Below are 20,921 nucleotides of genomic sequence, written 5' to 3'. Positions count from 1 at the left end.
TATGCTAGGGGACGGTCTCTTTCATATGAGGCGAAACCGTCATGCTGCCCTGGATCCAGCTCGATTCCGCGACAATTCCCGGCGAAAACGGCGAATTGCGGCTGAAGCAGCGCGGCAGCGAGTTCTCGATCATGCTTGGCGCCAACGAGCTGATGAATAGCCGTCTCAGTGGCTCGGAGGAAGCGCTGGCGACCCTTTCCTGGGATCGGATCAAATCGCACCCGAAGCCGAGGGTGCTGATCGGCGGGCTCGGCATGGGTTTTACCCTGCGCGCCGCTCTCGCCGTCCTCCCGGAAGATGCCGGTGTCACCGTCGCCGAACTGGTGCCTGCCGTGATCGCCTGGGCACGCGGCCCGATGGCCGAGGTATTCAAAGGCTGCCTCGACGATCCGCGCGTCGGCATTCATCAGGGCGATGTCGGCGAGGCGATCCGCGCCGGCAAGGCTGCCTATGACGCTATTATGCTCGATGTCGATAACGGCCCTGATGGCCTGACCCGCAAATCCAACGACCGGCTCTACGACTTCGCCGGCCTTCGCGCCGCCAGCGACGCGCTGCGCCCCGGCGGGGTGCTCGCCGTCTGGTCGTCCGGTCCGGACCCCGATTTCACGCGGCGTCTCAAGGATAGCGGCTTTACCGTCGAGGTCGTCAATACCCGCGCCAACCGCAAACGCGGCGCCCGGCATGTGATCTGGCTGGCAGTCAAATCGGGCGGCTGATGGAATGCCTGACAGAAACTTCAGGCGGCGTCCGTCTGCCGCTCACCGTCGGTGCCCTGTCCCCGGAATGCCTGCAGCATGAGGTCGAGAAGCTCCTTGGTGGGCTCGCTGCAGAAGAGGATTTCGGAAATCTGCTTGATGCTCTCATCCGGCAGCTCCCACCATTTGAGCTGCATCATGAGATCGCGGATTTCAGGATTGAAGCGATATCTTATGTGCCGAGCCGGATTACCGCCCACGATCTCGAAAGGCTCGACATCCTTATAAACATGCGAGCGGGCGGCGATGACCGCGCCATCGCCGATGGTAACGCCCGAAAGGATGGTGGCTCCGAAGCCGATCCAGACATCGTTGCCGATAACAACGTCGCCCTTCGTGCCGCTCGGCTGTTTGATCCCCTCGCCGCCGAGTTGCGACAAAAATTTCGCATGTCCGAAAGGATAGGTCGTGAAGCAGTTGGTCTTATGCTCGCCACCAAGCAGGATACTCACATCCATGGCCACGGAGCAGAACCTGCCGACCCGCAACGACGCGCCCTGGTCGTAGGTGAACACCTTGGTCCCCAAAACGCCGTAGGAATACTTTCCGATATATACGCGGCTCGCCCCGAATTCGAGTACGCGATCCTCAGCTACTGCATCATCCATAGACGGTCCCCCAATCGCGGGAGATTGTGCCGGGCAAAGCTTTCGCGAAGCTTGGGTCGACGCAACAAATGCGTGTCAGGTAGGGAACTGCGCAATGAAGCGCGCTCCGACTAACTTCCCGAAGCGATCCTGCGGGCGGCGTTGATGGCGCGGCGGGCGCCGGAGCGCAGTTGCGCGGTCTCGGCGCCGGCAATGACCAGATCGAAGCCGAATTTCAGCAGTTCGCCGGCCCGCTCGCCGTCGCCGGCGAAGGCGCAGGCGAATTTGTCATGGGCGCGGCAGCGCGAAACCGCATGCTGCATGGCGCCGTCGATCTCGGCGGCGTTCGGCGCCACCTGGTCGCCGTTCGAGAGTGCGATCGAAAGGTCGGAAGGACCGATGAAAATGCCATCGATGCCGGCAACGCCGAGGATGCCGTCGATCGCCTCGAGTGCCGCCCGGGTCTCGATCATGGCGATGGCGACGGTGAGTGCGTTGGCGTTCTTCAGATAATCATCGGCCGACAGGCCGGTATGATTGAGCGCCAGCGACGGTCCCCAGCTGCGTTCGCCAAGAGGCGGATATTTCGTGGTCTTGACGAAGGCTTGCGCGTCTTCGGCCGAATTGATCATTGGCGCGATGATGCCGGAGGCGCCGGCATCGAGCAGGCGCGAGGCGGAAGCAAAATCACCGACCGGTATGCGCGCCAGCGCTGGCTTGCCGGCAAGGCGCACCTGGGCGACGGCGTTCGCTGCCGAGGGCATGTCCCACATGCCGTGCTGCATATCCAGCACGATGGCGTCGAAGGCCTCCTGCGCCAGGTGATTGGCGAGCGTGGCGTCGGGAATACCGATCCAGGCGGAGATCATGCCGCCCCGGTGGTGCCTGATCCGGTCCGCAAAGCCGTCGATTTCAGCTGCGCTCATGCCATTCTCCTCAATTCGACAGGCCGTTAGCCGCCAGATATTTCTGCTCGAGGAACTTGTCGATGTCGAATTCCCTCAAAGCCATGCACGATTGCCGGCTCATCCTCTCCGGCGCAGCCGTGAAACAATGATTGTCACAGCGAGCCCCGCGACAGCCATGATGCTTCCCCAGAGAACCCAGATGCTTTGGTTGATCATGAAACTGGATGCGGGATAGGGAAAATAACCGCTTCCCTGGGCGATCCAAATCAGCCCCAGAAGGATCATGAGCAGTCCAACGACGTATCCGACGGTTCGCGACATGCTTCGGCCCTTCCCTATGAATCGATGCCACAATGTCGATCGGCATCGGTCATGACAAGGCTTCTCTCCCGAGAGCGCACATATTCCGGATGCGATGACGCGCCGGCCTCGGTCCGAATGTCATGTCCCGCCGACTTCATCCACCAGCCAGGTGCTGAGCCTCTCGCTATCAACATTTGCCGATCGCGGCGGTATCAGCCAGTAACCGCGGTCGGGCGAATCGAGCGGCGGCCCGGCTTCCACCAGCATATGTGTGGACAGAAGCGTATCGACCAGCCCCATCCAGCCGATCGCCACGCCCTGTTCGCTGAGAGCGGCCTGGACGACCAGCGAGTAAGTGTTGAAGCTGACATCACCGCGGCCGGCATGGAGATCGCGAGTGACGGAGAATTCAGCAAAATAACTTCGCCAGTCGAACCAGGGCGATGGCATCGGCGAGTCGAGATGGATCAGAATCGCCTTGGCAAGCTGCTGCGGATCATCGAACGGGCCGTTGCGATCGAGAAAGCCTCGCGTGCAGACGGGCACCACCTTTTCCTGCAGCAGAAGCGATCCGATAGCGCCGAATTCCGCCTTTGTGCCGAAAACCACCACCACATCTGCGTCGTCACGAAAGCCGGGTTCAAGCCTTTGGGTCGCGACGATCTGTATATCCGTTTCGGGGTGAAGCAGGCGAAAGCCATGCATGCGCGGGATCAGCCAAAGCGCTGAAAAGGCATAGTCGGTTCTCAGTCGGACAACTGGCCTTTGAGCCTCGGTGCGGAAACTGCGCGCCAGGGCATCGATGTCACCAACCGTCTTGGCCGCGACCTGGAAAAGCCGTTCGCCCTCCGCGGTCAACTCGACGCCGCGGTGCTGTCGGCGCAGCAGGGCGACGCCGAACTGCTCTTCCAGCCGCCGAATCTGATAGCTGACGGCGGGCTGCGTCAGGCCGAGACCTGCCGCCGCGGCCGAAAAGCTGCCAAGTCTTGCGACCTCCGCAAAGACGCGCATCCATCCCAGCTCAGGCCGACGGTCTGGCATAAAAATTCCTTTTGGTAAGTATCAAAAAAAGTCTGCTTTACAAGCAGGATGATAATGGCTTTGATAAGATCTGCAAATAGCAATGGGCGTCGATTTCCAGCAAGACCTTCCCCCGCCTTCGAGACCACAGGAGACAATTTCGCATGGTGCGTCCGAATATCCTCATCCTGATGGTCGATCAGTTGAATGGCACTTTCTTTCCCAATGGCCCTGCCGATTTTCTGCATGCGCCGCATCTGAAATCACTGGCAGAGCGTTCCGTGCGCTTCACCAACGCCTATACGGCAAGCCCGCTCTGCGCACCGGCGCGGGCCTCCTTCATGTCCGGACAATTGCCGAGCCGAACCCGCGTCTATGACAATGCGGCGGAATTTGCCTCCGACATTCCGACCTATGCGCATCATCTGCGTGCTGCCGGATACCAGACCGCACTTTCCGGCAAGATGCATTTCGTCGGCCCCGACCAGCTGCATGGTTTCGAGGAGCGGCTGACCACGGATATCTATCCGGCCGACTTCGGCTGGACGCCCGACTATAGCAAGCCGGGCGAACGCATAGACTGGTGGTATCACAATCTCGGTTCGATCACCGGCGCCGGTATTGCCGAGATCACCAACCAGATGGAGTATGACGACGAGGTCGCCTACCACGCCGGCCGCAAACTGTTCGATCTCTCGCGCGGTCATGACAAGCGCCCCTGGTGCCTGACCGTCAGCTTCACCCATCCGCATGACCCCTATGTCGCGCGCCGCAAATTCTGGGACCTCTATGAGGACTGCCCGGCACTGGACCCTGCGGTTGCGCCGATTGCCTTCGAGCGGCAGGACCCGCACTCGCAGCGTCTCATGAAAGCCTGCGATCACGACGCTTTCGACATCAGCGATGAGCAGATCAGGCGGGCAAGGCGGGGCTATTTCGCCAATATCTCCTATGTCGACGAGAAGATCGGCGACATTCTCGGCGTCCTGGAACGGAGCCGCATGGCTGAAAACACGATCATCCTCTTTGCCTCCGACCATGGCGACATGCTCGGCGATCGCGGCCTCTGGTTCAAGATGAACTTCTTCGAAGGATCGGCCCGCGTTCCACTGATGATCGCGGCACCAAGCTGGAAGCCCAGGCGGATCGACCAACCTGTCTCCACGCTCGACGTGACGCCGACGCTGGCGGGTCTTGCCGGGATCGATATCGCCTCGTTGAAGCCGTGGACCGAGGGCGAGGATCTGGCAGCGCTTGCCGAAGGCACCGGCAGCCGCGGCCCGGTACCGATGGAATATGCCGCTGAGGGCTCCGAAGCGCCGCTCGTCTGCATCCGGGATGGCCAATACAAACTCTCGCTCTGCGAGAAGGACCCGCCGATGCTGTTTAATATCGAGGCCGATCCGCAGGAGCTCGACAATCTGGCGGCCGACCCGGCGCATGCCGAGATCTTGGCAAGGCTTGCCGAACAGGCCGGCCGGCGCTGGAAGCTTTCCGATTTCGACGCAGCCGTACGCGAGAGCCAGGCGCGCCGCTGGGTGGTCTATGCGGCGCTGCGCAATGGGGCCTATTATCCATGGGACTACCAGCCGCTGCAGAAAGCCTCGGAGCGCTATATGCGCAACCACATGGATCTGAACGTGCTGGAGGAAAACCAAAGGTTCCCGCGCCAGGAATGAGCAAGAAGCACTGCTGATTTAAGCCGTCTTGCGCGCCGGCGCCTCGCGCAGGAAATCCTCGATGAACGCCTTCTGCAGCAGGATGCCGTCCCATTCGTCAGGGAAGAAGGGCGAGTCGTAGATCAGCGTGAAGGGACCGTCGTAACCGGCTCTCTCGCACATCTCCAGGCACTTGCGGTAATCCTCGGCATCGAGGCCGGCAGTGCCATAATCGGCTTTGGCATGGCAGATTTCCGCCCGGCCCATGATATCGGCAAGGCCCTCGTATTTCGCTGGCGCCGCCCAGTTGCCGAGGTCGCCGTTAAGGCCGACCTTGCCGTCCAGCCGGTCCAGCAGCCAGTTCATTTCGACCGGCGACGGCAGCAGGTCGAACCAGTTCTCGACGACGACACGCACGCCGCTGCCGTCCGCCTTGTCCGCCAGCCAATGCAGATGGCGGGCGGCACGGGCAAGGTTTTCCTCCGTCGGCTTCTGCTTGCCGGCAATGACACGCATCCTCTCAGCCCCTAGGACTGCGGCGATGTCGATCCACTCTGCCATCCATTTTACGTCGCGTTCAGCCGTCTCCGGATGGCTCGGATCGCCGTCCTCGACCAACAGCGTCTGGAACAGCACATTCGAGGCCGCCATCGCGTCGCGCAATTCGCTTATATAGGCGGCATCGAGGCTCGGCAGATGGAAGGAACAGACCTCCAACCGGTTGATGCCGCGTGCCGAGAGCGCCGCCGGCACGTCTATCAGCGCCGTGGCACCCGGGCCATAGGGCTCTTTCGCCACAGCACTTTTGCCGGGATCGGGACTATAGGCATAAACGGCGCCGAGCAGCCGATGCAGCGACCATGTCGAAACCGCGAAGCGTCCGTTTTGCAAAACCTGCACGTGCCTTCCTCCAGGATTTCCTCACGGCATCAATGGCAACAAAAGCCCGTCGGTTCAATTGCCATCAGGCGAAATCGTCGCGGATGACCGCCTCGGCGGCAAGGGCAATCCCCAGCAGCGCCTCATCGCGATGGGCCGTGGCCGAAAGCAGCAGGCCAACCGGCATGCCTGACACACCCGTCCCGCAGGGAATGGAAACGCCACACCAGTCGAGGAAATTGCCGAGCGCCGTGTTGCGTAAGGTCTTGTTATTCGTCGCGAAGAACAGCTCGTCATCCTGCTCCAGCGGCCCGATCGGCGGAGCGACGTGGGCGACTGTGGGAAAGGCGATCAGCCGGTCGCCGACAAGGCGCTCGACATCGGCGATCAGGCGGTGGCGCGCGTCGAGGATTCTGAGGTAATCGGACAGCGTCGTCTTGCTTCCGAGGCGGGTGCGCATAACCACACGGTGATCCATCCTGTCCGCGTCCGGTCCGGCCAAGCGTTCCTGATGAAGTGCGAAAGCCTCCGCCGTCACCAGCGGACCATATCTCGTCATCAGATCGAATATCTCGTCGAAGGCAGGGATGATGGTGCGGGCAACCTTGGCGCCGGCCTTTTGAAGACGTCCCAAAGCCGCCTCGAACGCGGCGACGACACCGGCTTCAGCGCCATCGAAGACGATATTTTCAGGCACGATGAGTTCCAGCCCTTGCAGGGGATGTGCAACGACATCAGGCGCCGTTAGGCCGCGCATTGCCGCGTCGATCCAGACCGCGTCCCTGACACTGCGGCAGAGCGGTCCCAGCGAATCCAGACTCTTTGCCAGCGGATAGACGCCTGCCATTGCGTGGCGGCCGCGCGTCCCCTTGTAGCCGACGATGCCGTTGAAGGCGGCGGGGATACGCACCGAGCCGCCGGTATCGGTGCCCATGGCGACCGGCACCAGTCCGGCAGCGACGGCGACACCGGCACCGGCGGATGAGCCGCCCGGAATGCGCGGCAGATCAGTAGCGCGCGGATTTGCCGGCGTGCCGTAATGCGGATTGATGCCGAGGCCGGAAAAGGCGAATTCGCTCATATTGGTGCGTCCAACGGCGACCATGCCCGCCTGCCTGAGCAAAGCAACGACAGCCGCGTCGCGCTTGGCCGGCATATCCTCTGCCAGAACGACGGAACCCGCCGTCGTCGGCAAGCCTTCAATGTCGAAGAGATCCTTCCAGGCAATCGGAATACCGTCCAGCAATCCAAGCGAGCGCCCTTCCCGCAGACGTCGCGAAGAGGCACCCGCCTCCTCCATCGCCCGGCTTTCGAGCAATGTGGTGAAGACCGCCTTGTCGGCATAATTCGCGATGGAATCGAAGACCGCCTCGGCCACCTCGACCGGATCGGCCGCGCCACCTTGAATGAGGGCGGAAAGCTGTGCGACCGACATCGCGCCGAAGGATTTGCTCATGGGACTATCCAGAAGAGAGATGTTCCTCTCTGGACTACCCCGGATCATTCCGGTGAACCAGAGCTTCACGATATTTTGCATTTATTGGTACGATTTCTTGAACACTGAGTTTGGATATCGCCCCTTCAATTGCCACGATCGAAGACACACATGCTGCTCGCATGCGAAGCCGGTTCGGATGAGGGTGAGAGTTTGCTCTGAGAACCTGGCTGCGCATGTGTTGCAGGAGTAATTAAAATGACAGATTGTGAAACTTTAAGCCGTCGCCAGGATATGGTGACCCTCCATGTAAAAGAGGACGAAACCGCCGGTTTAGGCGAGCGCGATTATGTCGATCATGTCAGCGCACAGAAACTTTCGGCCTTCGAGCGCATTGTCGTGGTCGGAGCGCTGGTTCTCTTGAGCTTTACGGGTATTGCCGCATATTCTTCCGGCAATACGGACCCAATGACGACATCAGCCATTGCCGCCCCGGCCGGCGATAACATGCCGCCGCATCCGGCCTATGGCCATTGCCGCGATAGCAGCCCCTACGCTGAGAGGGTTTGCTGATAGTAAAACCACTGCATAATTCCTTAAATCGGAAACCGATTTAAGGATGAAATTATGCAGTCATTCAAAGTGCTACAGCGTCATTTGCGCGTCTGAAAGACGTGCGGCGCTGTAGATCGCCGGGCGTGGAAACCTTGGCCCAGGCTGCATCGGCGGCAGGAAAAGGGGAAAGGACCATGGCCGGCGACATCGACTACAAGCTTCACCGCTTCATCGACGCCCAGAACGGCGTCTACGAGCAGGCGCTCTTAGAGCTGAAGGCCGGACGCAAGACGTCCCATTGGATGTGGTTCATCTTCCCGCAGATCGCCGGCCTCGGTACGTCGGCGATGGCCGAAAAATATGCGATCCGCTCGGCCGAAGAAGCCGCCGCTTATCTTGCCGATCCGATTCTCTCAAGCCGGTTGCTGCGCTGCGTCGAGGCGATCCTGTCCGTGGACGGCCGATCGGCGCACGAAATCCTGGGTTCACCCGACGACCTCAAGCTGCGCTCGTCGATGACCTTGTTTGCCGCGATCAGCGATCACGGTTCGCCTTTCCATCAAGTGATCGAGCATTTCTATCAGGGAAAATTCGACGGTCGGACGATGGAAATCCTCAGCGCCAGCACAGCATGATATTATGCCGGTCGGCTTAAAATCTGAATGCTGTTCCCAAATTAAATAGTTATCGGCCCGGCCTGCTCTCCAGCGTAGCAATTTCCTCGGAAATTTCGCTCAACCGCTGACGCAGATCGCTGTCGGTGCCGTCATCGACCTCTTCCTCGCCGAAACAATAGCGCGCATCATGGAGCTCCAGCTTGGCTTCGAGCTCGGCGCGTTTGGCATACAGCCGTTTGAGATAGACGTAGTTCATCTCCCTGCCTCCACATCGCCCTCGGGTTAGTGTGAAAACGGCATGGAAACGGTAAGGTTCCCCTCCCACACACTTGCGACGGTCAGGCGAACGAAGCGATCGCCGCGTGGCAGGCCTTGGCGAAATGACTGCAGCAACCGGCAGCGCCCATGGCCTGGCGGCTGACGCGCGCGCCTTCGAGCAATAGCGTCAACGTATCGGCAAGAAGCTGGGGTTCGCGCGCGCCGGCCGCCGAACAGAGCGCGGCCAGGCGATCACGCTGTTCGGCCTTGTGCCGCTCGATCATTTCGTGGGCGGGATGACCCTCGCCCTTCAGCTCGATGGCGGCATTGGCGAGATCGCAGCCGGCGGGCTCGCCGTTCAGACATTGCGCCCGCAGCTCCACCCAGGCGTCCAGCTGGGCGCGCGGATTGCCGGGATAGGCCGTCTCCAGATCACGCCAGATGGCACCCGCCTTTTCGGAGGCGCGGCGCAGCGTCTCGCAGACCAGCTCGTCCTTCGAGCCGAAATGCCGGTAGAGCGTCATCTTGTTGGTCAGAGCCGCGTCGGCAATGGCATCGACGCCGATGCCGCGGATGCCGCGCTCGCGGAAAAGCTCCGAAGCGGTCGAAACGATACGCTCCCTGGGCGGGATGCGATCTTCGGAAACGACTACGGAGATTTCATTCGAAGTTTCTGATTTTTTTGCGGACGTAGTCCTTGACATCAATGTGACCGATCGGTAACAAATGCATTGTTACTTACCGGTAACACCACGAAACGCGAAAGTCAATGCCGAGGGCATGGCAGCGGAAAGTGGAACACGGGCGACCGCCCACGAAAGGAGGACAACCATGACAAAGACCAGAGATGACCTGACGATAGCCGAAGCCCTTCGCGACCCCCTGATCGCCATGGTGTTGCGCGCCGATGGCGTAAAGCTTGAAGACTTCAAGCAACTCCTGGAGACGGCCGCCCGCAAGCGCGAACCGCGCTCGAAATCGGTGGGCAATATGATCGGAGCACTCGCAAGCCGCACCAATCTGCCGGCTATGCCCTGCTTCGGCTGAAGACGCCGCCTGAACAGCTTGGGGATCTCCCTGCCCCCGTCAAGGGCTGCCGTCAAAACCAGACGGCGGCCCTTGCCGCTTTAAAACATGTCGCGCAAAAGTGTTCAGCGGTTTTGCGACAACGGCAAGCGTCAAACAAAGACTTAAGCGCAAGGGGTGAATCCGAACGATCGCGACCCGCTTTAGAGGATCGGCTTGCCGCCGGTGACCGCGATTGTCGTGCCGGAGACATAACTCGACAAGGGATCGGCCAGCATCACATAGGCTGTCGCCAGTTCGGCCGGCTGTCCCGGCCGTTTCATCGGCACCTGCTTGCCAAAATTGCTGACGCTTTCTTCAGGCAGTGTCGAAGGGATGAGCGGCGTCCAGATTGGCCCAGGCGCCACCGCATTGGCGCGAATACCTTTCTCGGCCAGAAGCTGAGCAAGGCCGGCAGTGAAATTCTGGATCGCGCCCTTGGTCGTCGCATAGGCAAGCAGCGTCGGGTTCGGACTGTCCGAATTGATCGAAGCCGTGTTGATGATGGCGCTGCCGGGCTTCATATGGGCGACGGCCGCCTTGGTCAGATAGAACATCGCATGGATATTGACCTTGAAGGTCAGTTCCCATTCCTCGTCGCTGATCTCGTCGATGCTCTTAAAGCTTGCCTGATGCGCGGCATTGTTGACGAGAATGTCGATGCCGCCGAACTCCTTGACCGCGGTCTCGACGATCTGCCGGCACAGAGCCGGATCCTGGATATCGCCGCTGACCAGGACAGCCCTGCGCCCGGCCTGCTCGACAAGCCGCTTCGTCTCATCGGCATCCTCATCCTCGTCGAGATAGGAGATCACCAGATCGGCACCTTCCCTGGCATAGGCGATTGCCACAGCCCGCCCAATGCCGCTATCGCCGCCGGTGATGATCGCCCGCTTGCCCTTCAGCCGCTCGGAACCGCGATAGCTCTTTTCGCCGTGGTCGGGGACAGGGTCCATCTGCGCGGTAAAACCTGGCATCGGCTGTTTCTGGGATGGGAAAGGCGGTGTGGGATAATTTGGCATGGTGACCTCCTGGGTTCAGGGGGTCAAACTCGGGCTGATGCTTGTTGTTCCAAGTCTCGCCGCGGAATGACTACTCGAGCAACCGCGCGCGCTGAGCACGCTCGCGGTCGTCGCCACATCCTAAATTTCCGGTGATATTGAAAACAGAGCCTCATCTGGTCGGCTCAATCCGACTAGCAACCCGCGAAATGTTGCCATTTGCCACAGCGACAGCTATGCCATAGTAATGTAACACGATCGCAGTTTTAACGAGGTACGTGGAATTGGACGGAAAGACATCATCCGCAGTTTACTCCGAAGATGAGGGTGTTGCCGGCGAGGCTGCTGGCAAGGGCGCGCGCCGCGCGCGTGTCAGCGGTATCGACCGGGCGCTTCAGGTGATCGATCATCTTTACGAGACCGGATCACCCGCCGGCGTCTATGCTATCGCCAAGGCGGTGAAGGCGCCGCTGTCGACCGTTTACGTGATCGTCGACGACCTCGTCGAGAAGAACATGCTGACGCGCCAGACCGACGGCTCGATCTGGCTCGGCGCGCGGCTCTACCATTACGGCCTTGCCTATGCCAGGTCGCTGGATTTCATGAGCATCGCCACCCACGAAATGCACGATCTCTGCCGCCAGGCCGGCGAAACCGTGCAGGTCTGCGGCCGTGACGGCGACTATATGCTGGTGCTTGCCATGGCCGACGGCCCAAGCCATTTTCAGGTGGCGTCCCGCGTCGGCACAAGGGTGCCGCTGAACTGGACGGCCTCCGGCCGCCTGCTCGTCGGCCACCTGGCCGAGGAGGAGCGCATCGAACTGTTCAAGCGCTGCGCCCGCTCTTCACCGACCGGCCGCGCCGAGATCGATCCGGGCACGCTGTCGGAAGCCGCCGGCAAGGCCTTCGAGTCGCGCCTGTCGATCCAGGCAGGGGAATCGGATTATGCGGTTGCCTGCATCGCCTCGCCGATATGCGATCGCGATGGCCAGTGCGTCGCCACCATTTCCATCGTGCTGCCGGAACAGAAGGCGTTTTCCGACGAGAACCACTATACGGCGCATGTGCGCAGTTCGGCGGAACGGATCGAAAAGCTGATGGGCTGGCGCAACCGCTGAGCATTGCGCCCGGCCCGCGGATCCTACCTGTAGGAATAGCCGTGGCTGTGGCGCACCAGCTTACGCGCCCGCGGCACATAGCGGCTGGCGGTGAAGGTATCGGTGCCCATCACCGCATAGCGCGGCTCGAACAGCTTGTTGAGGACTGAAACGTCGCCGTTGGAATCCGTTGCCTCGAGATCGGAATCGACCAGATCGAAAACCGTGAATTCCGCTTGCGAGCCGACTGAAAGCCGGTTCTCCATCGACAGCTTGATGACCGATGCCGGCGCATGGGTGACGGCTTCCACCACCTTGTCGAAAGGCATGCCGACGCTGAGCAGCTTCGACATCGTCGTCGCCAGGTCCCAGACCGGGAAGTTCATCGAATGGCCGTGCAGGTCGGTCGAGATCGAGAACGGCAGAAGCCCGCGCGCGATCGCCGCCTCGGCGACCTTGAAGGAGAAGGAGGCGCCGCCATGGCCGATGTCGAGGCGGATACCTTCGGCAGCGCAGCGCTCGGCCAGATTGAAGAGATCCTCATCCTCCATGATGTTCGAACCGGCCTTGCCGTTGAAGCAGTGCGTGACGACGTCGCCGGGGCCGAGGATTTCGAGCACTTCGTCATAGAGCGCCGGCGGCTCGCCGACATGCACCATCATCGGCACTTTCAAGATCTTGGCGATCTTCTTGCCGAGCTTGACCGGGGTGACGCCCCAGGACCCGGTGATGACATGGCTGGCGCGCACCTTGATGCCGACGATGTGCTCGCTGTTTTCGGCATAGACTTCGAGGATGCGGTCGAGATCGATATCTCTTATATCTCTGAGTTCGGCGACGCGGTTGCAGGCGACAAGGCCGATCGAGCCGAGGTTCAGGAAAGCCTTGATGCGCTCGCGCGACGGTTCGATGATATATTCCCGAAAGCCATGGAAATTCGCCTCACCGGCCGAGCCGGCATCGACCAGCGTGGTGACGCCGCGCTCGACGCCGCATTCGGACGGGCGGATGGAAATATCGGTGCCGCCGTGCCAGATATGCACGTGCAGATCGACCCAGCCCGGCGAAATGAAGGCCCCCTTGCCGTCGATGCGCGTCACATCCTGCGAGACGGAAAGCGAAGAACCGATCTCGGCGATCCTCCCATCGGCATTGACGAGAATGTCGATCGCCCCCTCTGCTGTGTCAGAGCCGAAAGCGATCGGTTTGACATTGGTGAGAAGAAGCGGCTTCTTCGCCTGGTCGCCGGACATGAATGCATTCCTTTCGAAGTCTCGGACCGGGATCGCTCCTCGGTCAAAATTCCATAGTTATGTTATATAAATCTTTATAATAGAATAAAGCCGAGGACGCTGCTGTCAAGAAAAATGACGCGGGCGACACCGCTCAGGAAATGTCAGCGGGGCGCTCCTTCTAAAGCACGCCTATATCGAAAGTCCGGCAAATTCGCGTGTGTTTTCAATTCCGAAGGATCGAATAGTCGAGCTGTTCCAGGTGATCCGGATCGGCGATGGCGTCGATCGCGGCGATCCTGCCATCAGCGATCGTCAGCGCCACAACGACGCGGAGCTGGCCCTTGATCTCCACGACGAATCCAAGCTCACCGTCGACGATGGCGATTTCTGCCGCCTGCGCCCGCCCCTTGAAGGCTTCGGCCACGTGAGCTGCGCCGCGCATTTCGCCAATGGTGCCGAAGCGGGCGGCCGTCGCATCCGGCCGGAAGACGACGTCAGGGGCAAGCACCGCGATCAATCCCTCCAGATCGCCATTGCGCGACGCCGTCAGAAAGGCCTCGGCGATCGTCCGTTTACGGCCGAAATCGACATCCGGCGCTTCGTCCACCCCCTGCACTCGGCGGCGGGCGCGGCTTGCGAGCTGGCGGGTCGCGGCGGACGAACGGCCGATGATCGGCGCAATCTCGTCGAAGGGCAGGTCGAACATGTCGTGCAGCACGAAGGCGACGCGTTCGGCGGGCGCCAGCGTCTGCAGCACGACGAGCAGCGCCAGCCCGACCGAATCGGCAAAGGCGGCTTCGCGCTCGGGATCGTTCGCCGGATCGGCGATCCCAGCGTGAACAGGCGCCTCCAGCGGCTCCTCGCGCCGGGTCTTGCGGGCGCGCAGCATGTCAAGGCAGATGCGCGCCACCACCGTCGTCAGCCAGCCGCCGAGATTGCCGACCCCTGTCGTATCGGTGCGGCTAAGCCGCAGCCAGGCCTCCTGAACTGCATCCTCCGCCTCGCTGCCCGAGCCGAGCATGCGATAGGCTGCGCCCCTCAGATGCGCTCTGTTCGCCTCGAACTCTTCGGTCAGCCATTTTTTCTCGTCCATTTGTCACATTCCTCCGCTGCATCCCGTCAAGGCCATGACGAATGAACCCCGGCCGATGTGACAGCGCCGGCGGATCGTCAAACAGTAAACCTATAGAGGAGACTTATCATGCAGGAGAGAATGGGAAATCCCGCCCTCGTCCTTCCAGCAGCCATGCAGGCGCTGGCGGCTCTCAGCAAGGTGCCGGCCGAAACCGGCCTTTCGCCTAAGCTGCTCGAACTCGTCAACCTGCGCGCCAGCCAGATCAACGGCTGCAGCGTCTGTGTCGACGGGCATCCCCGCATCGCAAAGAAGCTCGGTGAAACCGACGAACGGCTCTTCGCCATCGGCGCTTGGCGCGACTCGCCCTATTTCAGCGATGCCGAGCGGGCAGCCCTTGCGCTGACCGAGGCGGTGACCCGCGTCAGCGACCGCGCCGACCCTGTGCCGGATGATGTCTGGGACGAAGCGACCCGGCATTATGACGGCAGGAGCCTTGCAGCACTCGTCATCGCCATTGCCAACATCAATGTCTGGAACCGGCTGAACATCGCCACCCGCCAGATCGCCGGGGCCTGGAAGCCGTAAACGGCGGGACGCCGGCAGCGCGTCACCCCTGCGCTGCCGGCAACCATCAACCCTAGTCAGCAGGCTTCAGGCCATGCGAAACAATCGGGTGTTCAGATGATGCCGCCGCCGCCGGCTGCGGATGCCGGGCGCTCGGCCGCCACTTGTCTGCGGTAGCCGCTGGCGCGATAGACGGCAATCGGGTCGATCGCGCCGCCGGCCCTGCGGCGGGCTTCGGCCAGAATCGGCTCGACATCGGCGCGATAAGCGCGCTTCAGCGTTTCCGATGCCATCAGCGCGTCGTTGTCGTCCTGGTAGGCAGACAGCGCCTTGCGGTCGACGAGCAGTGCCTGTGCATAGGCGCGGCGGATTTCGTTGGCGCTGTTGATCAGGCTTTCGATCGGGTCGGTGACATTGTGCGACTGGTCGATCATATGGGCCGGATTGAAATCGTTGACGCCGCGCTGCTCGGCGTCCACCAGTTCGTTGAAGACGAGGAACAGCCGGTAGGGATCGATCGCGCCAGCGTCGAGATCGTCATCACCATACTTCGAATCGTTGAAGTGGAAGCCGCCGAGCTTGCCGAACTGGATCAGCCGGGCCACGATCATCTCGATGTTGGTGTTCGGCGCATGGTGGCCGAGATCGACCAGGCAATAGGCCTTGGGGCCGAGCGTCTGAGCGATCAGGTAGTTGGTGCCCCAATCCTGCACGATGGTGGAATAGAAGGCCGGCTCGTACATCTTGTGCTCGGAGAACAGCTTCCAGTCGTCGGGCAGCGCCTTGTAGATGTCCGCCATCGAGGCAAGGTAACGCTCGAAAGCCTTGGTGAAATGGCTCTGGCCGGGGAAGTTCGAACCGTCGCCGATCCAGACTGTCAGCGCCTTGGAGCCGAGCGCCTTGCCGATTTCGATGCATTCGAGATTGTGCTCGACTGCCTGTGCCCTTGTTGCCGCATCGGTGTGGCTGAGCGAGCCGTATTTGTAGGAATGGGCCTGGCCGGGCGCATCGGAAAAGGTGTTCGAATTCATCGCATCGAAGCCGAGGCCGAGCGCCTCGCCCTTGGCCTTCAATTCGCTAACATCCGCCTTGTCCCAGGGAATATGCAGTGAGACGTTCGGGGTCGCCTGCGTCAGCTGATTGATGACAGCGCAATCGTCGAGCTTGTCGAAGATGCCGCGCGGCTCGCCGGTACCGGGGAAACGGGCAAAACGCGTGCCGCCGGTGCCCACACCCCAGGAGGGAACGGCAACGAAGAATTCCGCAACCTTCCGGGTGACCGCCTCGATATCGACGCCGCGACGGGCAAGCGTCGCGCCCAGTGCCTCGTAATCGGTTTTCAGCGCGGTTGCCCGGGTGTCGTTATCCGTCGCGACCAGATCTGGCGCAATCCTGGAATCTGTCATCTATTCCTCCCTGGTCGCGAACCATAGGGCACGGTTCGCGTTCAAACGCTTAAATGTCTTCAACGAAGGAGCTACGATGGACGTTGTCCGCATTCTTCTTGCGATCATCCTGCCGCCCCTTGGCGTATTCTTGCAGGTCGGGATCGGCCTGCATTTTTGGCTCAATATATTGCTGACACTCTGCGGCTATCTGCCGGGGATCATCCACGCAATATGGGTGATCCTCCGGAAATAGCTCTATCCGTTTGCTTTACGCGTTCCGGACGCAAAACCGCTGCACACTGTTGCTGGAATTGCTCTAGCGCGTAAAACTCTGCACGTTGCCGGCATCGACGTTGATGATGTTGCCGGTCGATTTTGCCGAAAGGTCCGATGCGAGGAAATAGATCGCCTCGGCGATATCTTCCGGAAACACGTTGAGTTTCAGCATCGAACGCTTGCGGTAATGTTCCTCGAGGTCGTCCACCTCGATCTTCGACGAGGCAGCGCGCTGCTCGCGCCATTCGCCGCTCCAGATCTTCGAACCGCGCAGGACGGCATCCGGGTTGACGGTGTTGACGCGGATGCCGGCATCCGCGCCTTCCAGCGCCAGGCAGCGGGCGAGATGGATTTCGGCAGCCTTTGCGGTGCAATAGGCCGACGCGTTCGGTGAGGCGGCAAGACCGTTTTTCGAAGCGACGAAGATGACGTTGCCGCCGAGTGCCTGACGGCGAAACAGGCGGAAGGCTTCACGCGAGACGAGGAAATAGCCGGTGGCGAGAATATCGATATTGCGGTTCCACGTCGCCAGTTCGGTCAATTCGATCGGCGCGGAGGAGGCAATGCCGGCATTCGAGACGAGGATATCGATGCCGCCGAATTCGACGCAGGTTTCCGCGAAGGAGGCGATCACCGCATCTTCCTTGGTGACGTCGAGCCGGACGCTGCGCACGGCGTCGGCGCCGAACTTCTTGACGAAATCGGCTTCAGTGCCCTCGAGCGCTGCCTGGTCGATATCGGCAAGCACCACGCAGGCCCCTTCGCCGACGAGGCGTGCGGCGGTCGCCCGGCCGATACCGCCGGCGCCGCCGGTGACGAAGGCGACGCGGCCGGCAAGGCTCTTCGGCTTCGGCATGCGCTGCAGCTTGGCTTCTTCGAGCAGCCAGTATTCGATGTCGAAGGCTTCCTGCTCCGGCAGGCCCTGATATTGCGAGACCGTCGAGGCGCCGCGCATGACGTTGATGGCGTTGACGTAGAATTCGCTGGCAATGCGAGCCGTCGCCTTGTCGCGGGCAAAGGACAGCATGCCGACGCCGGGCACGAGGAAGATGACCGGATTGGCGTCGCGCATGGCGGGCGAATTGTCATGCTTGCAGTCGTTGTAATAGCGGGCGTAGTCGGCGCGGTAGTCCTCCAGCGCCTTGTCGAGACCAGCGACGATCGCGTCGACATCCGGCTTGGCCGGGTCGAAATCGACGATCAGCGGGCGGATCTTGGTGCGCAGGAAATGGTCAGGGCAGCTGGTGCCGAGCGCGCCGAGCGGACGCAGATCGCTGGAATTGACGAATTCGAGCACGGCGTCCTGATCGTCGAAATGCCCGAGCTTGCGCTCCTGCTTGCCGATGCGGCCGCGGATCTCCGGCATCAGCCGGGCGGCGATGGCGCGGCGTTCGGCAACGGCCAGGCTCTCAGTGAGCGCGCCGCCAAAAATCGTCTTGCCCTCGGTCTTTTCTGCAAACCAGACGATCGCCTTGTTGATGATGTCGAGTGTCAGCTCATAGCAGGCCTTGGCATCGTTCGCCCAGGTGAAGAGGCCGTGACTCTCGAGCACGACGCCCTTGGCATTCGGGTTTGCGGCCACGAATGCGCCGAGGTCGAGGCCGAGCTGGAAGCCCGGACGGCGCCAGGGCAGCCAACCGATCTCGTCGCCGAAGATCTGCTGCGTCAACTCCTTCGAATTCTTCGACGCGGCGATCGCGATGATCGCGTCGGGATGCATGTGGTCGACATGGGTGAAAGGCACGAAACCGTGCAGCGGCGTGTCGATCGAGGCAGCGCGGGCGTTCAGGTTGAAGGTGCAGTGCGGCAGGAAGCCGACCATGCGGTCCTCGTCCTCGACACCCTTGTAGATGCCCTTCAGCGATTCGAGCTTATCCTGGTAGAGCGTCGCGAAACCGTCGAGCTTGATCGTGCCGACGTCGCCGCCCGATCCCTTGACCCAAAGTACCTTGACCTTGCCGCCGGTCAGCGGGTCGGTTTCCAGCACCTTCGCCGAGGTGTTGCCGCCGCCGTAATTGGTGATGCGCTTGTCGGCGCCGAGCAGATTGGAACGATAGAGCAGCTTGCCAGGCTCATCGAGGCCTGCCGCGTAAGCATCATCCCACCGGTTTTCCAGAAGCCGGACGTTCGCCGCCATGTCATCCTCCCATATGAAATCATCATCGGAGCGCAAAGTTCGCGCCCCTTTTCGCAGACGGTATCGCTCATCAAAACCGGGGTTGTCAATCGAAAACGATCAAATTCGATTATTGTGCAGCGCAATATGAAAATTTATGATCGTTTTTGATTGACACATTGTCATATGTGCGAAATAAACGATCGAAGGAGGAGCCCCATGCACGAACGCGAACGCCATCGCATCATTCTGAGCGCCGTTCAGGAAAAGTCCGTCGTGACGGTTCAGGATATTTCCGAACTGACCGAGGCTTCCGAGGCGACGATCCGGCGCGACATCGCGGCTCTTCATGTTCAGGGCAAGATCCGCCGTGTGCGCGGCGGCGCTGAAGCGGTGCATCCGCCGCAGCTCGGCAATCTCGCCGGGCGCCCCTTCCGGGTATCTGAATCGGTCAATATCGACAAGAAACGCGCAATCGCCCGCCAGGCGGTCGAGCTTTGCGATCCTGGCGATGCGATCATCATCAACGGTGGCACGACCACCTTCCAGATGGTGCATTTCATGGCTGCGCACCGCCTGCAGGTGATGACCAATTCCTTCGCCATCGCCGAACATCTGGTCAAGCATTCGAAGAACACGGTGACGGTGCCGGGTGGCGCGATCTATCGCGAGCAGAGCCTGATCCTCTCCCCCTTCGACAATGACGCGATCCGCAATTTCTACGCCCGTCGCTTCTTCATCGGCGCGCAGGGCGTCGGCCCGCTCGGCATCATGGAAGCCGACGCGCTGATTATTCAAAGCGAACAGAAGCTGATGCATCAGGCCGACGAATTGGTCGTCATGGTCGATTCCAGCAAATTCCATCGCCGGTCGAGCCTCATTCTGTGCCCGCTCGAGCGTGTGTCGACGATCATCACCGATGACGGCATTCCAGAGGAAGCCGTCAGGATGATCGAGAATGCCGGCATCAGGCTCATTGTCGCAAGCCCGGTCGCCCAGGCAATCAAGGAGGATTCCTCGTCGGTCGCATAAGGCGCCGGCCAGGTGTGAAGAGTGTCAATCAAGTGGGAGGATGAAAGCATGAAACTCGCAAAGAAACTCGCAATCGGCGTGGCATTTGCCGTCGCCATGATGGCCGGCACGGCAAGTGCTGCCGACATCAAGATCGGCCTCGTCGTCAAGTCGCTCGGCAACGGCTTCTTCGATGCCGCCAACAAGGGCGCGCAGGAAGCCGCCAAGGAACTCGGCGGCGTCGAGGTCATCTATACCGGTCCGACGACGACGACGGCTGAAGGCCAGATCGAAGTCATCAACTCGCTGATCGCCCAGGGCGTCAGCGCCATCGCGGTTTCGGCCAACGATCCCGACGCGCTCGTTCCGGCGCTGAAGAAGGCTACACAGCGCGGCATCAAGGTCATCTCCTGGGATTCCGGCGTGGCGCCTGAAGGCCGTATCCTTCAGCTCAACCCGTCGTCCAACGAGCTGATCGGCAAGATGTGCCTGACGCTCGTCAAGGACCATCTCGACGGCGGCAAGGGTGACTTCGCCATCCTGTCGGCAACGACCACCTCGACCAACCAGAACATCTGGATCGACCAGATGAAGAAGCAGCTCAAGGATTTCCCGGGCCTCAACCTCGTCACCACGGTCTATGGCGACGATCTCTCGGACAAGTCCTACCGTGAAGCCGAGGGCCTCTTGAAGGCGAACCCGAACATCAAGGTCATCGTCGCTCCGACGACGGTCGGCGTTCTCGCCGCGTCGAAGGTTGTCGAAGACAAGGGCCTTGTCGGCAAGGTCTACGTCACCGGCCTTGGCCTGCCGTCCGAAATGGCCGGCGCGATCAAGTCGGGCGCCACGAAGGAATTCGCCATCTGGAACCCGATCGATCTCGGCTACTCCGCAACGCAGATCGCCTATCGCCTCGTCAAGGGCGAGACCGACGGCAAGCCGGGCAGCGAGATCGAAGCCGGCCGCATGGGCAAGATCAAGGTCGGCGACAACGGTGAAGCCGCCATGGCCGATCCCTTCGTCTACAATGCTTCGAATATCGACCAGTTCTCCAAGGTCTTCTGATCCGGAGCCGACGCATAAAAGCCCGGCGGCCCGATGGCCGCCGGGATTTC

23 protein-coding genes are annotated in these 20,921 nt (G+C 61.0%); 10 read left to right on the top strand and 13 right to left on the bottom strand.

The features are described 5' to 3' along the window. Positions 1 to 41: 41 nt before the first annotated feature. Positions 42 to 719: a spermidine synthase gene (locus tag OIU37_RS27645; protein ID WP_264259273.1), complete on the top strand. Its 678-nt coding sequence runs from the start codon at positions 42 to 44 to the stop codon at positions 717 to 719. 20 nt (positions 720 to 739) lie between these two features. Here OIU37_RS27645 and OIU37_RS27640 read toward each other — a convergent pair whose 3' ends face one another. From OIU37_RS27640 to OIU37_RS27625, 4 genes are all read right to left on the bottom strand, one after another. Further along, positions 740 to 1,366: a CatB-related O-acetyltransferase gene (locus OIU37_RS27640; protein WP_168315090.1), complete on the bottom strand. Its 627-nt coding sequence runs from the start codon at positions 1,364 to 1,366 to the stop codon at positions 740 to 742. A 110-nt stretch (positions 1,367 to 1,476) separates the two neighbouring features. Beyond that, positions 1,477 to 2,271 carry an HpcH/HpaI aldolase/citrate lyase family protein gene (locus OIU37_RS27635; protein ID WP_264259272.1) on the bottom strand — a complete coding sequence of 265 codons (795 nt, stop codon included), beginning with the start codon at positions 2,269 to 2,271 and terminating at the stop codon, positions 1,477 to 1,479. Positions 2,272 to 2,370: 99 nt separating this feature from the next. Next, on the bottom strand, positions 2,371 to 2,574 hold the full coding sequence (locus OIU37_RS27630) for a hypothetical protein (protein ID WP_180696724.1): 204 nt from the start codon (positions 2,572 to 2,574) through the stop codon (positions 2,371 to 2,373). Positions 2,575 to 2,694: 120 nt separating this feature from the next. Continuing rightward, positions 2,695 to 3,597, bottom strand: coding sequence for a LysR family transcriptional regulator (locus OIU37_RS27625; RefSeq protein ID WP_264259271.1), 903 nt, complete (start codon positions 3,595 to 3,597; stop codon positions 2,695 to 2,697). A gap of 143 nt (positions 3,598 to 3,740) precedes the next feature. Between OIU37_RS27625 and betC the strand changes: the two genes are divergently transcribed. Continuing rightward, on the top strand, positions 3,741 to 5,255 hold the full coding sequence (gene betC, locus OIU37_RS27620) for a choline-sulfatase (RefSeq protein WP_264259270.1): 1,515 nt from the start codon (positions 3,741 to 3,743) through the stop codon (positions 5,253 to 5,255). Positions 5,256 to 5,273: 18 nt separating this feature from the next. Here the strand turns inward: betC and OIU37_RS27615 are convergent, their stop codons facing one another. Together OIU37_RS27615 and OIU37_RS27610 are read right to left on the bottom strand one after the other, a co-directional pair. Beyond that, entirely contained in the window at positions 5,274 to 6,134 is an 861-nt protein-coding gene (locus tag OIU37_RS27615; RefSeq protein ID WP_264259269.1) for a sugar phosphate isomerase/epimerase, read from the bottom strand. Between the two features lie 64 nt (positions 6,135 to 6,198). After that, on the bottom strand, positions 6,199 to 7,569 hold the full coding sequence (locus tag OIU37_RS27610; protein WP_182208286.1) for an amidase: 1,371 nt from the start codon (positions 7,567 to 7,569) through the stop codon (positions 6,199 to 6,201). Between the two features lie 273 nt (positions 7,570 to 7,842). On the opposite strand from OIU37_RS27610, the gene OIU37_RS27605 reads away from it, so the two are divergent. After that, entirely contained in the window at positions 7,843 to 8,121 is a 279-nt protein-coding gene (locus tag OIU37_RS27605) for a hypothetical protein (RefSeq protein WP_180696974.1), read from the top strand. Between the two features lie 176 nt (positions 8,122 to 8,297). Continuing rightward, positions 8,298 to 8,738 carry a DUF1810 domain-containing protein gene (locus tag OIU37_RS27600; protein ID WP_182208285.1) on the top strand — a complete coding sequence of 147 codons (441 nt, stop codon included), beginning with the start codon at positions 8,298 to 8,300 and terminating at the stop codon, positions 8,736 to 8,738. Positions 8,739 to 8,787: 49 nt separating this feature from the next. Here OIU37_RS27600 and OIU37_RS27595 read toward each other — a convergent pair whose 3' ends face one another. Both OIU37_RS27595 and OIU37_RS27590 read right to left on the bottom strand, forming a co-directional pair. Then, on the bottom strand, positions 8,788 to 8,976 hold the full coding sequence (locus tag OIU37_RS27595; protein ID WP_003547852.1) for a hypothetical protein: 189 nt from the start codon (positions 8,974 to 8,976) through the stop codon (positions 8,788 to 8,790). Between the two features lie 82 nt (positions 8,977 to 9,058). Further along, positions 9,059 to 9,682 (bottom strand): TetR/AcrR family transcriptional regulator, encoded by a 624-nt coding sequence (locus OIU37_RS27590; RefSeq protein WP_180696718.1) that lies wholly within the window; start codon positions 9,680 to 9,682, stop codon positions 9,059 to 9,061. A gap of 127 nt (positions 9,683 to 9,809) precedes the next feature. Between OIU37_RS27590 and OIU37_RS27585 the strand changes: the two genes are divergently transcribed. Continuing rightward, positions 9,810 to 10,025: a hypothetical protein gene (locus OIU37_RS27585; protein WP_182208284.1), complete on the top strand. Its 216-nt coding sequence runs from the start codon at positions 9,810 to 9,812 to the stop codon at positions 10,023 to 10,025. A 182-nt stretch (positions 10,026 to 10,207) separates the two neighbouring features. On the opposite strand, the gene OIU37_RS27580 is transcribed toward OIU37_RS27585, so the two are convergent. After that, a complete protein-coding gene (locus tag OIU37_RS27580; protein WP_182208283.1) occupies positions 10,208 to 11,065 on the bottom strand; it encodes an SDR family oxidoreductase in 858 nt (285 codons plus the stop codon). Between the two features lie 257 nt (positions 11,066 to 11,322). Between OIU37_RS27580 and OIU37_RS27575 the strand changes: the two genes are divergently transcribed. Then, complete coding sequence (locus OIU37_RS27575; protein ID WP_182208282.1) at positions 11,323 to 12,162, top strand: IclR family transcriptional regulator; 840 nt, start codon at positions 11,323 to 11,325, stop codon at positions 12,160 to 12,162. A gap of 23 nt (positions 12,163 to 12,185) precedes the next feature. Here OIU37_RS27575 and OIU37_RS27570 read toward each other — a convergent pair whose 3' ends face one another. Both OIU37_RS27570 and OIU37_RS27565 read right to left on the bottom strand, forming a co-directional pair. Then, complete coding sequence (locus OIU37_RS27570; RefSeq protein WP_264259268.1) at positions 12,186 to 13,394, bottom strand: amidohydrolase/deacetylase family metallohydrolase; 1,209 nt, start codon at positions 13,392 to 13,394, stop codon at positions 12,186 to 12,188. Between the two features lie 205 nt (positions 13,395 to 13,599). Then, on the bottom strand, positions 13,600 to 14,469 hold the full coding sequence (locus OIU37_RS27565) for a sigma-70 family RNA polymerase sigma factor (RefSeq protein WP_171604815.1): 870 nt from the start codon (positions 14,467 to 14,469) through the stop codon (positions 13,600 to 13,602). 108 nt (positions 14,470 to 14,577) lie between these two features. On the opposite strand from OIU37_RS27565, the gene OIU37_RS27560 reads away from it, so the two are divergent. Beyond that, positions 14,578 to 15,036, top strand: a complete 459-nt coding sequence (locus OIU37_RS27560) for a carboxymuconolactone decarboxylase family protein (RefSeq protein ID WP_129419115.1) — start codon at positions 14,578 to 14,580, stop codon at positions 15,034 to 15,036. Positions 15,037 to 15,128: 92 nt separating this feature from the next. On the opposite strand, the gene rhaI is transcribed toward OIU37_RS27560, so the two are convergent. Beyond that, positions 15,129 to 16,421, bottom strand: coding sequence for an L-rhamnose catabolism isomerase (gene rhaI / locus OIU37_RS27555; protein ID WP_182208280.1), 1,293 nt, complete (start codon positions 16,419 to 16,421; stop codon positions 15,129 to 15,131). Between the two features lie 76 nt (positions 16,422 to 16,497). Here rhaI and OIU37_RS27550 point away from each other — a divergent pair, with 76 nt between their 5' ends. Beyond that, entirely contained in the window at positions 16,498 to 16,656 is a 159-nt protein-coding gene (locus OIU37_RS27550; protein WP_017958027.1) for a YqaE/Pmp3 family membrane protein, read from the top strand. A gap of 63 nt (positions 16,657 to 16,719) precedes the next feature. Here OIU37_RS27550 and OIU37_RS27545 read toward each other — a convergent pair whose 3' ends face one another. After that, positions 16,720 to 18,816 carry a bifunctional rhamnulose-1-phosphate aldolase/short-chain dehydrogenase gene (locus OIU37_RS27545; RefSeq protein WP_264259267.1) on the bottom strand — a complete coding sequence of 699 codons (2,097 nt, stop codon included), beginning with the start codon at positions 18,814 to 18,816 and terminating at the stop codon, positions 16,720 to 16,722. A 198-nt stretch (positions 18,817 to 19,014) separates the two neighbouring features. Between OIU37_RS27545 and OIU37_RS27540 the strand changes: the two genes are divergently transcribed. Both OIU37_RS27540 and rhaS read left to right on the top strand, forming a co-directional pair. Beyond that, complete coding sequence (locus tag OIU37_RS27540; RefSeq protein WP_138331360.1) at positions 19,015 to 19,827, top strand: DeoR/GlpR family DNA-binding transcription regulator; 813 nt, start codon at positions 19,015 to 19,017, stop codon at positions 19,825 to 19,827. 48 nt (positions 19,828 to 19,875) lie between these two features. After that, positions 19,876 to 20,871, top strand: a complete 996-nt coding sequence (gene rhaS / locus OIU37_RS27535) for a rhamnose ABC transporter substrate-binding protein (protein ID WP_018497178.1) — start codon at positions 19,876 to 19,878, stop codon at positions 20,869 to 20,871. Positions 20,872 to 20,921: the final 50 nt, after the last annotated feature.

The organism is Rhizobium sp. BT-226, from assembly GCF_025847085.2.
Lineage (GTDB): Bacteria > Pseudomonadota > Alphaproteobacteria > Rhizobiales > Rhizobiaceae > Rhizobium > Rhizobium sophorae.
This window is presented reverse-complemented; position numbering and strand designations above follow the sequence as displayed.

Coding starts and splice junctions, on each gene's coding strand:
- OIU37_RS27560 (WP_129419115.1), top strand. CDS start 14,578: ATGCAGGAGAGAATGGGAAATCCCGCCCTCGTCCTTCCAGCAGCCATG.
- OIU37_RS27610 (WP_182208286.1), bottom strand. CDS start 7,569: ATGAGCAAATCCTTCGGCGCGATGTCGGTCGCACAGCTTTCCGCCCTC.
- OIU37_RS27545 (WP_264259267.1), bottom strand. CDS start 18,816: ATGGCGGCGAACGTCCGGCTTCTGGAAAACCGGTGGGATGATGCTTAC.
- OIU37_RS27635 (WP_264259272.1), bottom strand. CDS start 2,271: ATGAGCGCAGCTGAAATCGACGGCTTTGCGGACCGGATCAGGCACCAC.
- OIU37_RS27550 (WP_017958027.1), top strand. CDS start 16,498: ATGGACGTTGTCCGCATTCTTCTTGCGATCATCCTGCCGCCCCTTGGC.
- OIU37_RS27585 (WP_182208284.1), top strand. CDS start 9,810: ATGACAAAGACCAGAGATGACCTGACGATAGCCGAAGCCCTTCGCGAC.
- OIU37_RS27570 (WP_264259268.1), bottom strand. CDS start 13,394: ATGTCCGGCGACCAGGCGAAGAAGCCGCTTCTTCTCACCAATGTCAAA.
- OIU37_RS27600 (WP_182208285.1), top strand. CDS start 8,298: ATGGCCGGCGACATCGACTACAAGCTTCACCGCTTCATCGACGCCCAG.
- OIU37_RS27540 (WP_138331360.1), top strand. CDS start 19,015: ATGCACGAACGCGAACGCCATCGCATCATTCTGAGCGCCGTTCAGGAA.
- rhaS (WP_018497178.1), top strand. CDS start 19,876: ATGAAACTCGCAAAGAAACTCGCAATCGGCGTGGCATTTGCCGTCGCC.
- OIU37_RS27630 (WP_180696724.1), bottom strand. CDS start 2,574: ATGTCGCGAACCGTCGGATACGTCGTTGGACTGCTCATGATCCTTCTG.
- OIU37_RS27595 (WP_003547852.1), bottom strand. CDS start 8,976: ATGAACTACGTCTATCTCAAACGGCTGTATGCCAAACGCGCCGAGCTC.
- betC (WP_264259270.1), top strand. CDS start 3,741: ATGGTGCGTCCGAATATCCTCATCCTGATGGTCGATCAGTTGAATGGC.
- OIU37_RS27645 (WP_264259273.1), top strand. CDS start 42: ATGCTGCCCTGGATCCAGCTCGATTCCGCGACAATTCCCGGCGAAAAC.
- rhaI (WP_182208280.1), bottom strand. CDS start 16,421: ATGACAGATTCCAGGATTGCGCCAGATCTGGTCGCGACGGATAACGAC.
- OIU37_RS27640 (WP_168315090.1), bottom strand. CDS start 1,366: ATGGATGATGCAGTAGCTGAGGATCGCGTACTCGAATTCGGGGCGAGC.
- OIU37_RS27590 (WP_180696718.1), bottom strand. CDS start 9,682: ATGTCAAGGACTACGTCCGCAAAAAAATCAGAAACTTCGAATGAAATC.
- OIU37_RS27580 (WP_182208283.1), bottom strand. CDS start 11,065: ATGCCAAATTATCCCACACCGCCTTTCCCATCCCAGAAACAGCCGATG.
- OIU37_RS27605 (WP_180696974.1), top strand. CDS start 7,843: ATGGTGACCCTCCATGTAAAAGAGGACGAAACCGCCGGTTTAGGCGAG.
- OIU37_RS27565 (WP_171604815.1), bottom strand. CDS start 14,469: ATGGACGAGAAAAAATGGCTGACCGAAGAGTTCGAGGCGAACAGAGCG.
- OIU37_RS27625 (WP_264259271.1), bottom strand. CDS start 3,597: ATGCCAGACCGTCGGCCTGAGCTGGGATGGATGCGCGTCTTTGCGGAG.